Source organism: Phenylobacterium sp., from assembly GCF_020253645.1.
Taxonomy (GTDB): domain Bacteria; phylum Pseudomonadota; class Alphaproteobacteria; order Caulobacterales; family Caulobacteraceae; genus Phenylobacterium.
In genome coordinates, this window is sequence record NZ_JADCBG010000037.1 from 1 (window position 1) to 13,214 (window position 13,214).

The window sequence follows — 13,214 nt, forward strand, 5'->3', positions numbered from 1 at the left end:
CCATCGAGGATGCGGTGGCCAAGGCCGAGCAGCTCGCGGCGGAAGCCTGACCCTGATGGCCGGAAAGCTGCAATTCTCGCTGGTCTCGCCGGAGCGGGAGCTCTTCTCCGGTGAGGTCGACCAGGTGGACGCGCCGGGCTCTGAGGGCGACTTCGGCGTCCTGCCCGGCCACGCGCCCTTCATGACAGCCCTTCGGGAAGGTCCGCTGCGGGTCTATCGCGGCGGCCAGGTCACCACATTCGAAGTCAGGGGGGGATTCGCCGATGTCACCCCCGCAGGCCTCACAGTGCTGGCGGAGTCCGCTGTCGAGGTCTAGCCAGTCGTCACGATCCAGACAAAATGCTCCGCCAGCCTGAAGGCGAGGCTTGGGGAGCGTAAGACAGGATACGAGGAAACAGAATGCGCAGCGCGGTCATCACCCTCGTCGCCGCTACGGCGATGGCCCTTCCGGTCCTGGCCCAGGAGCCTCAGGCGTCACCCGTTCCGCCTTCGCCAGCGGCCTCGGAGCCGCCGCCTGAAGCCCCGGCAGCCGTACCGGTGGTCGAAACCCTGCCCACAGACGGCGAGATCGGACAGATTCTGAATGTCATCCGCTCGGTCTGCGTACCCCTCGTTCGCGGTGGCGATCTGGCGAAGCTCGCGACACCGGCTGCAGGCTTCAAGCGTAACCGGAGAGAGGGTGGCTTCACCCAGACCCTGGTGGCCCGGCCCTATACCCTGACGGTCTTCGATCCCGGTTCCAATCGGGAGGTCTGCCGGATCGGGCTGACCTATACCAGCGGCGGAGAGCGGCCCATTCTGCTCGGCCTCGACAAGTTCGCATTCCTGAACCAGCCCCGTCTGCTTCTCCAGCGTGAAAACAACTACATCCCCCCGACGGACTTCATGCGCGTGACCAGCTCCTGGGAGTACTTCACGGACAAGGAATCCATCGGTCTCGTCTTCGTCCAGCTGAAGAAGCCCGATGGGTCCGAGGTCACGCCCAAGTGGGGCACGGGTGAGATCCTGTACTCAGAGCGCCAGTTCTAGACCGGCCTCGCGCTCAGGCGGCGGCGCGGTTCCGTCGTCCGGCGACCCACTTCAGCACGGCGTCCGCGACATTCCCCCAGCCTGGTTCTCCGGGGAGCCAGTGACTCATCCCGTCCATCTCCAGGTAGTCTGCATTCAGTCGGACCGCCACGGCCCTGACGGTCGCCGGAGAATGAACCCGGTCGCGGGCGCCTGAGACGACAAGAACGTCCAGACCCGCGGGCAAGGCTTCCATCCGGGTCGTCATCAACGGGTCCAGCCACCAGGTCAGGGTTTCAAGGATGGCCCGCGCGCTCTCCGGGCGCGTCCTGCGAGCGACCGCCTCACGCTCCCCGGCAGGGAGCCGGTCCAGGCTGAAGGCCTTCAGAAGGCGAAGATCAGGCTCGACCGGGGAGAAGGGCGTCGGGGCGACCAAGGGGAGGGCCGCCGCCGTCACCGCCTCTTCCAGACTTGAGCCGAAGACGCCCCATGGCGCCGACGGCGCCAGCAGCACCAGAGCCCCCACAGGCGCACGGCTGGCGGTCATCTGGGCGACCAGGCCTCCCATGGAGTGACCGAGCAGGATGGGCGGGGCTCCATCCTCGGCCGCTTGCCGGCGGCACACTTCCGCAATGTCTGCAGCGAAGTCCGCCATGGATAGGCCAGAGACGTCGCCTGGGGACTCCTGGGGGCCATGGCCACGGAGGTCAGGGGTGATCACCCTCAGCCCCGCCTCGGCGAAAGGCGTCCGGAAATCGTCGAAGACCCATCCGCCGCAAAAGGCCCCATGGACCATGATGATCGTCTGTGGCCTCGTCATCGTCCCTGGCCCAGCCGGATGGCGATGGGTGCAAAGGCTTCGGCGACGGTTGCATAGACCGGCTTCTTGAACGGAACGATCAGATCGGGGGCCTCCGCCAGGGGGGCCCAGCGCCAGGCGTCGAACTCCACCGGAAGGTGCTGGTCCAGGCGGACTTCGGTGTCGTCGCCGTCGAATCTCAGGGCGAACCAGACCTGTTTCTGTCCCTTCCATCCGCGCCGCCCCTGCTTCGCCGCGATCGGATAGTCGTAGGCCAGCCAGCCGGGTGTGCGGCCCAGGATGGATACCGAGGTGATCCCGGTCTCCTCGGCCAGTTCGCGCAGGGCGGCGGCCTCCAGGTCCTCGTCGTCGTCGACGCCCCCTTGCGGGAACTGCCAGTTGTAGGGCGGCGGGGTCTCGACCCGACGGCCCATCCAGACATGACCCTGTGGGCCGAACAGCACGAGGCCGACATTGGGCCGATAGTCAGCGAGGTTCATCAGCGGATCCGGGCGAGGGCCGAGGCTGGCGCCAGCTGGTACCCGCGGCTCTCGATCTGGCTCGCCCAGGAGGCCACCTGCCGCAGGCTCAGGGGGTAAGCCTGCGCCATGCCCAGACCCTCTCCCTTCTGAAGGGCGGCGGCCTCCACCTTGAGCAGAGCCTCGTCTATTGCGGCCGGAGATAGGACCTCATCGAGGACTTTGTCGCCCGAGGCCCTGAGTTCGCCGCCGCCGGACGCACGGGCCACTCCGGAATCAATGAAGGCGACACCCCGACTGCGAAGGGCGCCCATCAGGGCGCTCATGCCTTCGGGGCTGTTCACGAAACGCTCGCCCATCCGGTTGGTGACGCCGAAATAGCCGCTCGCCCGCCCAAGAATCCACTCCAGCCGACGAACAGTCTCCGCAGGCTGGGCCCGGGCCCTCAGGGTGTAGGGGCCCGGATCGTTCTCCGGATAGTCCTCCGGCTCCATGGGGACTTCCAGGAGGACCTCGTGACCCCGCTCCCGCGCCCGGTTGATCCACTCCTGGAGCCGAGGCGCGTAAGGGGAGAAGGCGAGGGTGACTTCCGGCGGAAGGCTCTCCACTGCAAGGCGCGTCACCTCGGGATCAAGGCCCAGCCCGCCGATCACGATGGCTACGCGCGGCCGACCGCTGGCCTTGAACGGCCTCGCATAGGCCCGGGCGGGCGTCAGACCATCCGGTCCGATGACTGGCAGCACCCCGCTCGCCGTTCGCCGGCTGACTCCGGGGATGGGGGCGGGCTTCAACGGCCCTCCGATGACAGCGCCCGCTGATGCGAGGGCGTCAGTGGCGGTGGAGAGCGGCGGTGGTTCCGGAGAGCGGGCGAGGTTGAATTCGGGCCGGGCGAGCCTTGGGCCGGCCGCCTGCCCGGCGTTCACCGCAGCTCTCCATCCAGGCGGCGCCGGACCCGGAATCGCCGCCCTCACCTGAGGGTACCCTGCGGCGGGATCGCCGAGGACTGACACCAGTGTCGCGGCGCTGGCCAGAAAGAGGACAAGCGCCGCTCCCGCCCCCACCAGAGGCTGGGACAGAACCGCCCTCCATCCCCGTGTTGCCGGGGGGATCCTGGAGGCGGCGGGGGTGGCGCGGCGGAGCGACGGGCGTCTCATGGGTGGATCTCCACCGCGGACCCTCTCGTGAAATCGGTTTCCAAAGGCTTATTGCCTTCAGACCTCCGGGGAAACCCCGTGTACATCCGCCGGCAGGACCGGAGACGCGGAGACCTCATGACATCGCCGCGGTCCGTCAGGGTTCGTTCGGGGCGGGCTTGGGAGCGCCCTCCGGCGCCTTCGGCGGTGAACTGCGAGCCCCCACGACCTCGGCCATGCGGGCCGTGGGCTTCGGCAGCTTTGGGGTCGCCGCCACTGAGCCATACCTGAGGACATCCTTGGCCCGGTTCAGCTGGAAGTCTCCGGTACGCGAATTGAAGTCTGCGGGCGGCGCCTCCGCCGGTTCATGCGGTGCGGCGCGGCTCTTGCCTTCGTCGGCTGTCAGGGCGTTCCGGAGGGCGGCTTCGGAAAACTGAAACGCCCTGTTTGCAATGGCCTGAGCCTCCTCCCGCGACTGGGCGACCTCCAGGTCCGGTGCAATCCCCGTCTTCTGGATGGAGCGCCCTGACGGCGTGTAGTACCGCGCGGTGGTCAGCTTGATGGCGCCATCGGCGCCGCCGCGAAGCGGAATCAGGGTCTGCACGGAGCCCTTTCCGAAACTCGTCAGCCCGACGAGTTCGGCGCGCTTCCGGTCCTGCAGGGCGCCGGCCACGATCTCCGCAGCCGAAGCGGAGCCGGTGTTGATCAAGACCACGATCGGGAGGCCGCCGGTGATATCCCCTGCGCGCGCATTGTACCGTCCAATGTCGCGCGGATTCCGACCGCGCTGGGAGACGATCTCGCCGTTCTCCAGGAACAGGTCAGAGATTCCCACGGCCTGATCCAGGAGCCCCCCGGGATTACTCCGGAGGTCGAGGATCAACCCCTTCATGGCGGGATTCCTGGCCTTGAGGTCTTCGAAGGCCGTCCGGGCCTCCTCCGTGGTCTTCTCGTTGAAGGCCGAGACGCGCAGGTAACCGTAGTCTCCTTCCATCCGGGCCAGGGCCGAGCGGGTCTTGATCACCTCCCGGACGATCTTCACGTCAAAGGGGTCTGTCTTCTCGCGCGCGATCGAAATCGTGACAGGCTCGCCCGGGGGGCCGCGCATCAGCTTCACCGCCTCCGACACGGACATTCCGATCACCGACTGCCCATTGACGGCGGTGATGTAGTCGCCCGGCTTTATGCCGGCGCGGAAGGCCGGCGTTCCGTCCATCGGGGAGATCACCTTCACGACCCCGTCCTCGGAGCTGATCTCCAGCCCGAGACCGCCGTACTCCCCGCGGGTCTGGTCCCGCATGTCGTTCAGGGCCTCAGGCGTCAGGTAGTCCGAGTGCGGGTCGAGTGAGGTCAGCATGCCGTCCAGAGCCGACTCGATCAGTTTCCGGGGCTGGACCTCCGAGACATAGTTTTCCTCGACGGCCTGAACCACGTCGCCAAAGAGTTCAAGCACCCGGTAGCTCTCCGCACCCGAGGCGCCGGCGGCCGCGGCGGTCTGGTTCAGGTAGGCCGTGGCTGCGGCGCCCAGAACGAAGGCCGAGACGCCGATAAGCAGGTTCTTCTTCATGAACGGATCCAGCAGGTCTTGATGGAAGTCCGAGGCGTCAGGAAAAGGCGAGCGGGGCGCGACGGCATTCGGGAAAGAGCCTTATCCTGTTTTCCGCGCGAATCCAGCGCCTTGCGCTACGGCTTTTTCAGGGCGAAGCCAGGGGGCAGGGTCGATGGGCCGGCCAAGATCCCTGAGCTCGAGATAGAGGTTCACGCCCACGCCGCGGTCGGCGGCTGCGCCCACCGGCTGACCCCGTGCTACGGACCCGCCTTCCCGCACCCGGGCGGTGAATTCTCCCGCCAGGACGATCTGGGTCCTTGGGTTCGCCTGAAGGATGACCGCTTCGCCCAATCCCGCCAGGGGCCCTGCATAGAGGATGTCCCCGCTGGCTGGAGCCAGGATCAAGGCGCCAGACGTCGTCCTGAAGGTCAGGCCCTGAGACCGGACCCCACCCACCTGCCTCTGACCGAACCCCTCGATAACAGGCCCCGGGGCCGGGGCCGACAGGACGACGCCGCGAGGAAGGCCCCTGGCGAGACGATCGGCGAGCACGAGGCCCGCCGCAAGCTCGGCCCGGGCCGCGTCGAGGCCTGCTTCCGGCGCGCTGGTGATCGGGTCCGGTGGCGCCAGCCTCAGGGCGAAGAGCGAAAGGACGGGGTCAAAGTCGAGGGTCCGACCCGGTGTCTCCGCACGCCCCTCCGGTCCGCCGGCGGCGAAGGCCGCCACCAGGAGTGCGGATGCGGCAAGGCCAAGCAGGATCCGGCGAGACGGCCTAGTCACGGTGATAGGGACCGCCCGCCAGCAGTGTCGTCGTCCGGTAGATCTGTTCGGCCAGCATGACCCGGGCCAGGGCGTGGGGCCAGGTCTGGGGCCCGAAGGCCAGGGTGTCATGCGCCTGAGCCCGCAGAGCGGGGTCGAGCCCGTCGGCGCCACCGATCAGGAAGGCCAGTCTGCGGATACCGTCATCCCGCAGCCTGCCGATCTCTGCTGAGAGGTCTCGGGAGGTCCTGGCCCGCCCAGCCTCATCGCAGGCGATGATCCGGCTGTCCGCCAGGTAGGCCTCAAGGGCCCTGGCCTCTGAAGCCCGCCCGGGCTTTCGGGCCTCGACTTCGATCACTTCCACCGGGCCGAGGCCAATAGGTCTTCCCACGGCCGTAGCGCGTTCGACATAGAGGCGGACCAGACCTGCCTCCGGGGTGCGCCCCAGTCGTCCAACGGCGACAATGGATAGTCTCACCCGCGTACCGCCGGCGCCGAGGCAGAACCGCCATACTCCCGTTCAAGTGAGCCGGCGAACCGGATTTTCGTCAGGTGCTGCATCCAACCGCCGATCACCTGGCCGCCCCTGATCAGACTGCGGCGCGATGTCCTGAATCCACGGACCAGATCTTCTCGATGTTGTAGAAGGCCCGCACCTCAGGCCGGAAGACATGGACGATGACGTCCCCGGCGTCGATCAGAACCCAATCGCAGTGCGGCAGTCCCTCCACACGGGCCCGGCCATAGCCATGTTCCTTGAGGCTCCTCAGGAGGTGGTCGGCGATGGCCCCGACATGGCGATGCGAACGGCCGGAAGCCACAATCAGGCCGTCCGCCATGGCGCTCTTGCCCTTGAGGTCAATGAAGACAACGTCCTGCGCCTGGTCATCGTCCAGTCGGTTCAGGATCAATTCCTCCAGCGCGGAAACACCTTGCGGAAGGACAGCCCCGGCGGCCTGGGCGGGGGCGGATTGCGCAGTCTGCGCACGGTCGGGGCTCAGCGGAGCAACTCCTGTTTTGTCACGACAAGGACGTTCAATAGCACAGACGTGAGCGACGGTCAGCCGTGACGTATCGACTCAGCCGCCGCCGCCTCGCGCAGGGCGGTTGAGGACTGAAAATGGAGCGGACCATGAAGGAAGATCCATGCGGGCGGCTCCTGGCCGCTCAGGCCCGGTGCTCGCTGAGCGGCGAGCCGCGCTGAACCGAAGCGCCGCGCCGCGGGCGAGAACCGGCTCTTGAGGGAACTCGGCGGGCGCGACACAACCGCCACAGGCAGTGTGCGCATGATCTGCCGCCAGCCTCTCCAGTGATGGAGGCTTGCGAGACCGTCCGCGCCCATGATCCAGACGAAACGGACGCCGGGGAAACGGGCCTTGAGAGCCAGAAGGGTGTCCAGGGTGAAGCGGGTATCCAGCCGGGCCTCGATGTCGGAGGCGATCATGCCCTGTCCCCGGGCGAAGGCGCGGACCTGCGCCAAACGTTGCCCCAGAGGTTGCGTCTGGACGCGGCTCTTCAGTGGATTCTGAGGCGACACCAGCCAGATCACCCTGTGCAGACCGAGTCTGCGGCGAGCGGTCTCGGCCACATGAGCGTGCCCCTCATGCACGGGATTGAAGCTCCCGCCGTAAAGCCCGACCCCCATTCCGCGCATCAGAAGGAATCCCGGCCTGAGGGCGCCTGGGCGCCCGACGCCGGAGCGCCGCCTGACCTGCCCCGGCTCCCACATATCAGGCGCCGGGAGGCCTTGGCGCCGGGTCTGCCGGAGGGCTCGGGGCCGAGCGATCGAGACCGGGATCGATCTGCCGCATCCGGGTGCGGATGGTGAACACCCCATCGCCAGCCAGCACGCCGCCCCGGGCGAAGAGCCGCCCGCCTTCCCAGTTCGACAGGCCGAGCTCCGGCCTGTTGAGAGCGAACTGGCCATCGACCCAGCGGGTGAAGCCGTCGCCGGTGAAGGGTGATTCCACTTCCGACTCGAACCGCGCCAGCGCGGACGGGTCCTCGGCGACAAGGGTGGCCACCAGGCGGGGCGCATATCTGTTGAAAAGGTCGATGGCCGAGCCCAGGTCCCTGACGACAGCGAGGCTGACTTCGGGGCTTTCCTCCCATTCCCACTCCCGGGCGAGGTCAGCCTCCGGAATCAGGTCTGCGCGTGGCTCCCGGACGGTTCCCTCCGCGCGGACCACGTCCACCATCTCGCCCACCCAGCCCAGCGCCGGAAGAAAGGCTTCGGCGCCGGGCGCCACGTGCAGACGGCAGCCTCGCCGCCGGCGCCCCGCCCCCTCCAGGGCCTCCAGGAAGACCGGGACAAGCTCTGCGGCGCGGGACTCCACGATCACGCAGACATTGAGAGTGTTGCAGACCTTCCGATCGAGGGAGTGAAAGACCAGTTCTCGGAACCGATCGGCGTTGGCGCTCTCGTCAGCGACCATCCAGGCTCCGCCGGCGCCATGGAGGCTGACGGGCGTCCCGGTCTGCCGGGCGATGGCCCCCAGCTGCGCGACTGCGGGACCGGAACCGCGGGCCACCGCCAGGGCCAGGCGGCGGTCGGCGAAGAGGGCCCATCCCGCAGACCGCTCTGCGGAGTCCACCAGACTCATCGCCCCGGCCGGCAGGCCGGCCTCCGCGAGGGCGGGCGCCACCGCCTCCCTCATCAGGACCCTGGCGCAGCCCAGTGCATCAGAGCCAATCCGGAAGACGACCGCATTGCCGGTCCTCAGAACCCCTGCAGCGTCTGCAAAGACGTTGGGCCGGCCCTCGAAGACGAAGCCGACGACGCCCAGCGGCGCGGTTACCTGCTCCACGCTCCATCCTGCATGAGAGATTGTCTCCAGCACCCGGTTTCTTCCCGCCGGACTGTCACGCCAGGACCGGAGGCCTGCAGCCATGTCCCTGCGCATGGCGTCGGTGACAGCGAGCCGGGTCGTTGATCGCCCCCTCGCCCTGGCCGACTCGACATCCGCTGCATTGGCGGCGGCGAATTGGCTCCAGACAGAGTCACTCTCGATGCGCCGGGCGAGGGCCTCGAAGAATTCGGAAATGGCGGAATCCGGAACGTTTGCGAGGGCGCCGAAGGCCTCCGCCGCGGCCGCTGTGGCGCGGCTCACCTCGTCGAACACACCTCCCGGAACGTGAAGAAGGTCGCCGGTGTCCTGCACCACGATGAGCCGGTCACCGGTTTGGAAGGCCTCGGCCAGGGCCCTGGGCACGAAGGTCAGCCGGTCTCCGCCGAAGGGGATGGCCATGCCTTCGGACAGCGTCCCGAGAGTCGCGATCCTCCGTGGGTTCTCCGACATGATCTCCCCGCTGCCCCGCGCGCCCCTCCGGTCCGGGACTTACTAGACCAAAGCCGGGACGGCGCCACGGCGGAAAATCCGGCGTCCGGCCTCGATCGGTCAGGCGCGGATCATCGGCAGGCGGTATGTGGCCTTGCCCGTGGCGGCGAGAACGGCGTTGGCGACGGCGGGTCCGATCACCGGCGTGGCGGGTTCGCCGACCCCGGAAGGGGGATTGGTCGAGGGCAGGATATGGGTCTCCACCGTCGGCGCCTCTGAGTTACGAAGCACGCGGTAGCTATCGAAGTTCTTCCGCTCCACCGCCCCGGCCTTGATGATCATTTCGTCGTGAAGGGCGGCGGAGAGCCCGTAGCAGGTCCCACCCTCCATCTGAGCCGCAATCTGGTTGGGCGCCACAGCCGTGCCGCAGTCAATCGCCGTGACCACCCGTCCGACTCTCGGAACGCCATCCACGATCCGGACATCGGCGATCTGGGCGACGACCGAGCCGAAGCTCTCATGCACCGCGACGCCGCGGGTCACTCCGGCCGGAACCGGCTGGCCCCAGCCCGCCTTCTCCGCGGCGAGCTTCAGGACTGCAGTGTGCCGGCTCGCCCCGGCCTTCTCGAACAGGGCCAGCCGGTACTCGACGGGATCCTTGCCCGACATCCGGGCCAGCTGGTCGATGGTGTGCTCCATGACGAACGCCGTGTGCGTGGATCCCACAGCACGCCACCAAAGCACGGGGATGCCGAACTCGGGCATGAGCACCTGGCCATCGACGGCCGGTGTCGCCTTGAGGTAGGGCGAGCCCATCGCCCCCTCGACAGTGGATGTGTCGATTCCCTTCGGCGCCATCGGCGAGCCCTTCATGAGGGACTGGGTCACCACCCGATGCGTCCACGCGGCCGGAAAGCCCTCCTTGTCCAGCCTGATCTTGACGCGGTGGTGGGTCAGAGGCCGGAAATAGCCGGCGGCCATGTCGTCCTCACGGGTCCAGACCAGCTTGACCGGCGTGCCCTTGCCGACCTTCTTGGCGATGTGGACGCACTCGGCGACAAAGTCGGACTGGAAGTTGGCGCGGCGCCCGAAGGAGCCTCCGGCATGAAGGTTGTCGATCTGGACCGATCCCGGCAGGGACAGGGTGATCCTTGCGGTGTTGATCTGGTCCAGGGTGGGCGATTGGGACGCCACGGTCAGCCTGACACCCTCGCCGCCCCCGACCTGGGCGACGCAGTTCATCGGCTCCATGGTCGCATGGGCCAGGAAGGGGAAATGGTAGGTCGCCTCGAAGACTTCGCCTTCGCCGGCCGCCGCAGCGTCGCCGCGCGTCTCGAAGGTCTCCCACTTCAGCTTGTCCGGCAGGGTCCCCTGACCGGCCGCCCACTCGGCGTACCTGGACTCCATCTCTGATGAGCCCACGGGCTCGGCCCCGGCTTCATCCCAGGTGACATTCAGGACGTTCCGACCCTGCAGCGCGGCCCAGGTCGATTTGGCCAAGACGGCGACGCCGGTGGGGATCTCCATCACGTCGACAACGCCCGAGATCTTCCGCGCCTCTGTGTCGTCGAAGCCGCTGACCTTGGCTCCAAAGCGCGGGGCATGGGCGACCACAGCCGTCAGCATGCCCTCCATCGCCACGTCCTGAGTGTATCGGGCCTTGCCGGTGCTTTTCTCCAGCGAGTCCTTCCGGCGGACCCGGTCCGTACCGATAAGGGTGAAGGCCTCATGCGGCTTGAGCTTAGGATCTTCCGGTGGCGTGATGGCCGCCGCCGCTTCCAGAAGCTCGCCGAAGCCAGCCGACTTGCCCGAGGCGGCGTGGCTGACCACGCCGTCCTTCACGGTGATCTCGGCCTCCGGGACACTCCACGCAGCTGCGGCGGCCCCGGTGAACATGGCGCGGGCAGCCGCGCCGGCCTTTCGAAGCTGGGTCCAGCTGTTGGGGATCGCGGTGGAGCCGCCGGAGCCCTGAACGCCCATGAAGGTGTTGGCGTAAAGCTTGGCGTTGGCCGGCGCCTGTTCCACCCTGACCCGGTTCCAGTCGGCGTCCAGTTCCTCGGCCACAATGGCGGCCAGTCCGGCGTGGCTGCCCTGACCGAACTCGATGTGCTTATTCACGACCGTCACCACCCCATCCGCGGCGATCCGGATGAAGGGGCCGAAGGCGCCGACCTCGGTCTTTGCACCAACGGAGAGAAGGTCGCCCGGCGTGCAGCCGACGAGGAGCGCCCCGGAGACGAGGGCTGTCCCGATGGCCATCTGCCGGCGAGTCGGCCCTGTGCGGACATCATCCTGATCAGCAGGGGTGTTCATGATCGGGCTCCTCGGGTGACAATGTCTTGGGCGCAGTTCGTTACGCGCGGGCCTGGGCGGCGGCGTCCCGGATGGCGGCTCGGATCCGCTGGTAGGCGCCGCATCTGCAGATGTGCCCGTCCATGGCTGCGTCTATATCCGCCTCGGAGGGCTGAGCCTTGCTGGCAAGCAGGGCGACGGCGCTCAGAATCTGCCCGGACTGACAATAGCCGCACTGGGGAACGTCCAGTTTCACCCAGGCCTCCTGTACCGGATGGGTTCCGCCGAGGCCCTCGATAGTCGTGATCCTGACCCCCGTCAGGGCGCCGATCGGCAGGGAGCAGGACCGCACCGGGGCGCCATCCGCCAGCACGGTGCAGGCGCCGCACTGGCCGATACCGCATCCGAACTTGGACCCTGTCAGACCGACATCGTCCCGGAGCACCCACAGAAGGGGCGTGTCTGGCGCGGCCTCGACCTGAACCGTCCTGCCGTTGATCTCAAGACTGGTGGCCATGATGGAGTCCCCGCAGCTTTATCCGGAGTGCGCATCTTAACGGCGCTTAGCCGGCCCTGTATAGTGCGGGTCCCTGTCCTGGAGATATTCCATGCCCCAATCCCTCGGCGTCTTCCCGGCATTGTGCGCCGGTTTCCTGGTTGCGGCCGGTCTCTCGGTGCAGCCGGCCGCAGCAGCGGACGGCGCCCGGATCTTCAACCTGCAATGCCGGACCTGCCATGGGGCCGCGAGCACGGTGGCCGGGCCTGCCCTGAACGGGGTCGCCGGGGCGCGGATCGCAGGCCGCAGCGACTTCGCCTACTCGTCAGCGCTCAAGTCCAAGGGCGGCGTATGGACCGACGCAGCGCTCGACGCCTACCTGGCCGCGCCGACCCGGTTTGCACCCGGCGGAAGGATGATCACGGCCGTTGCGTCGCCGAAGGATCGCGCCGCCCTCATCGCCCATCTCAAGACCCTCAAGTAGGCTTCGAAGGGACTAAGTTGGACGTCTTTCCCGCCTTCTTTCCGCTCGCCGGACGCAGGATTGGCCTGGCCGGGGACGGCGAGGGACTGGAGGCCCGTCTTCGCCTTCTCGGCGGAGGCCCGGCGGAGCTGGTCCGGCTTGCCCCTGGTGAGGCTGTATCGCCCGGGTCGTGGAGCGGCCTTGTCCTTGGCTTCATTGCCCATCCGGATGAGGCCTTCGCCGGCCGCGCCTCGGAAGCGGCGCGACAGGCGGGTGTTCCCGTGAATGTGATGGATCGCCCCGCCCTCTGCGACTTCACCGTCCCCGCCCTCATTGACCGCGGCGCTCTCGTGGCGGCCTTCGGGACGGGCGGCGCTTCGCCGCTGGTGGCCGCCCGGCTCCGGGCCGAGCTGGAGCCCCGGGTTCCGGAGGGTATCGGGCGGCTGGCCCGTTTTCTTGACGCCCGGAAGACCGAACTCCGGACCCGCTGGCCCGACCCAGGCGAAAGGCGGGTCGTCCTCTCAGCCCTTCTGGAAGGGCCGGTCGCCGCTGCGGTCCTTGAGGGGCGGTCTGATGACGAGGTTCAGGCGCTTCTCGAGCAAGCCCTGATGGGCTCGACCCGGTCGCCCGGCCGGCTGTTCGCCATTCCCCCGGAGACGCCCGCCGATCTTCTTTCTTTGCGGGCTCTGCGGGTGCTGTCTTCCGCCGATGTCCTGGTTTCCGAACCGGGGGATGGCCATGACGTGGCGGTCCTGGCCAGACGGGAGGCGCGTCGACTTTCGCCCGCTGCGGCGGCCCCCCCGATTGTCTCCGGTCTCATCTCCGAGGGACGGACCATCGTGCTTCTGGTTGATCCCGGCCCCTGGCGGCTGGCTGGCCTGTCGGCAGAGGTCCTTCCGGTGGCCGGAAACGCCTGACGCGCAAGGCGTTGGGGGCGCCGACCGAGGGGGCCGTGTCC

15 protein-coding genes are annotated in these 13,214 nt (G+C 68.0%); 4 read left to right on the forward strand and 11 right to left on the reverse strand.

The window, feature by feature from the left end:
* Positions 1–55: 55 nt before the first annotated feature.
* Positions 56–316, forward strand: coding sequence for an ATP synthase F1 subunit epsilon (locus tag INE98_RS02790; RefSeq protein WP_293536383.1), 261 nt, complete (start codon positions 56–58; stop codon positions 314–316).
* An 83-nt stretch (positions 317–399) separates the two neighbouring features.
* Entirely contained in the window at positions 400–1,029 is a 630-nt protein-coding gene (locus tag INE98_RS02795; protein WP_293536385.1) for a hypothetical protein, read from the forward strand.
* Between the two features lie 13 nt (positions 1,030–1,042).
* Here INE98_RS02795 and INE98_RS02800 read toward each other — a convergent pair whose 3' ends face one another.
* From INE98_RS02800 to INE98_RS02850, 11 genes are all read right to left on the reverse strand, one after another.
* Positions 1,043–1,828, reverse strand: a complete 786-nt coding sequence (locus INE98_RS02800) for an alpha/beta hydrolase (RefSeq protein ID WP_293536386.1) — start codon at positions 1,826–1,828, stop codon at positions 1,043–1,045.
* Positions 1,825–2,307 (reverse strand): RNA pyrophosphohydrolase, encoded by a 483-nt coding sequence (locus INE98_RS02805; RefSeq protein WP_293536388.1) that lies wholly within the window; start codon positions 2,305–2,307, stop codon positions 1,825–1,827. Before INE98_RS02805 ends, INE98_RS02800 begins: the two co-directional genes overlap by 4 nt.
* Positions 2,307–3,440, reverse strand: coding sequence for a divergent polysaccharide deacetylase family protein (locus INE98_RS02810; RefSeq protein ID WP_293536390.1), 1,134 nt, complete (start codon positions 3,438–3,440; stop codon positions 2,307–2,309). The genes INE98_RS02805 and INE98_RS02810 overlap by 1 nt, the downstream gene beginning before the upstream one ends.
* 136 nt (positions 3,441–3,576) lie before the next feature.
* Complete coding sequence (locus tag INE98_RS02815) at positions 3,577–4,986, reverse strand: S41 family peptidase (protein ID WP_293536391.1); 1,410 nt, start codon at positions 4,984–4,986, stop codon at positions 3,577–3,579.
* 81 nt (positions 4,987–5,067) lie between these two features.
* Positions 5,068–5,748: a peptidoglycan DD-metalloendopeptidase family protein gene (locus INE98_RS02820; protein WP_293536393.1), complete on the reverse strand. Its 681-nt coding sequence runs from the start codon at positions 5,746–5,748 to the stop codon at positions 5,068–5,070.
* Positions 5,741–6,205, reverse strand: coding sequence for a 23S rRNA (pseudouridine(1915)-N(3))-methyltransferase RlmH (gene rlmH, locus INE98_RS02825; RefSeq protein WP_293536395.1), 465 nt, complete (start codon positions 6,203–6,205; stop codon positions 5,741–5,743). The genes INE98_RS02820 and rlmH overlap by 8 nt, the downstream gene beginning before the upstream one ends.
* A gap of 112 nt (positions 6,206–6,317) precedes the next feature.
* On the reverse strand, positions 6,318–6,647 hold the full coding sequence (gene rsfS, locus INE98_RS02830; protein WP_293536530.1) for a ribosome silencing factor: 330 nt from the start codon (positions 6,645–6,647) through the stop codon (positions 6,318–6,320).
* 140 nt (positions 6,648–6,787) lie between these two features.
* A complete protein-coding gene (locus tag INE98_RS02835; protein WP_293536397.1) occupies positions 6,788–7,381 on the reverse strand; it encodes a nicotinate-nucleotide adenylyltransferase in 594 nt (197 codons plus the stop codon).
* Positions 7,382–7,457: 76 nt separating this feature from the next.
* The gene (locus INE98_RS02840; protein ID WP_293536398.1) at positions 7,458–9,026 is read right to left on the reverse strand and encodes an aldehyde dehydrogenase family protein; all 1,569 of its coding nucleotides are present in this window, start codon (positions 9,024–9,026) and stop codon (positions 7,458–7,460) included.
* 99 nt (positions 9,027–9,125) lie between these two features.
* Entirely contained in the window at positions 9,126–11,318 is a 2,193-nt protein-coding gene (locus INE98_RS02845) for a xanthine dehydrogenase family protein molybdopterin-binding subunit (protein WP_293536400.1), read from the reverse strand.
* Between the two features lie 40 nt (positions 11,319–11,358).
* Positions 11,359–11,814: a (2Fe-2S)-binding protein gene (locus INE98_RS02850; protein ID WP_293536402.1), complete on the reverse strand. Its 456-nt coding sequence runs from the start codon at positions 11,812–11,814 to the stop codon at positions 11,359–11,361.
* A 91-nt stretch (positions 11,815–11,905) separates the two neighbouring features.
* On the opposite strand from INE98_RS02850, the gene INE98_RS02855 reads away from it, so the two are divergent.
* Together INE98_RS02855 and INE98_RS02860 are read left to right on the forward strand one after the other, a co-directional pair.
* Positions 11,906–12,277, forward strand: coding sequence for a c-type cytochrome (locus INE98_RS02855; protein WP_293536403.1), 372 nt, complete (start codon positions 11,906–11,908; stop codon positions 12,275–12,277).
* 17 nt (positions 12,278–12,294) lie between these two features.
* Positions 12,295–13,173, forward strand: a complete 879-nt coding sequence (locus tag INE98_RS02860) for a bifunctional precorrin-2 dehydrogenase/sirohydrochlorin ferrochelatase (RefSeq protein ID WP_293536404.1) — start codon at positions 12,295–12,297, stop codon at positions 13,171–13,173.
* The last annotated feature ends 41 nt before the right edge of the window (positions 13,174–13,214 follow it).

Bases quoted from the DNA above. Each gene is read 5' to 3' on its own strand.
- INE98_RS02815 (WP_293536391.1), bottom strand. From the start codon at position 4,986: ATGAAGAAGAACCTGCTTATCGGCGTCTCGGCCTTCGTTCTGGGCGCC.
- INE98_RS02855 (WP_293536403.1), top strand. From the start codon at position 11,906: ATGCCCCAATCCCTCGGCGTCTTCCCGGCATTGTGCGCCGGTTTCCTG.
- INE98_RS02835 (WP_293536397.1), bottom strand. From the start codon at position 7,381: ATGCGCGGAATGGGGGTCGGGCTTTACGGCGGGAGCTTCAATCCCGTG.
- INE98_RS02810 (WP_293536390.1), bottom strand. From the start codon at position 3,440: ATGAGACGCCCGTCGCTCCGCCGCGCCACCCCCGCCGCCTCCAGGATC.
- INE98_RS02800 (WP_293536386.1), bottom strand. From the start codon at position 1,828: ATGACGAGGCCACAGACGATCATCATGGTCCATGGGGCCTTTTGCGGC.
- INE98_RS02850 (WP_293536402.1), bottom strand. From the start codon at position 11,814: ATGGCCACCAGTCTTGAGATCAACGGCAGGACGGTTCAGGTCGAGGCC.
- INE98_RS02840 (WP_293536398.1), bottom strand. From the start codon at position 9,026: ATGTCGGAGAACCCACGGAGGATCGCGACTCTCGGGACGCTGTCCGAA.
- INE98_RS02845 (WP_293536400.1), bottom strand. From the start codon at position 11,318: ATGAACACCCCTGCTGATCAGGATGATGTCCGCACAGGGCCGACTCGC.
- INE98_RS02805 (WP_293536388.1), bottom strand. From the start codon at position 2,307: ATGAACCTCGCTGACTATCGGCCCAATGTCGGCCTCGTGCTGTTCGGC.
- INE98_RS02795 (WP_293536385.1), top strand. From the start codon at position 400: ATGCGCAGCGCGGTCATCACCCTCGTCGCCGCTACGGCGATGGCCCTT.
- INE98_RS02790 (WP_293536383.1), top strand. From the start codon at position 56: ATGGCCGGAAAGCTGCAATTCTCGCTGGTCTCGCCGGAGCGGGAGCTC.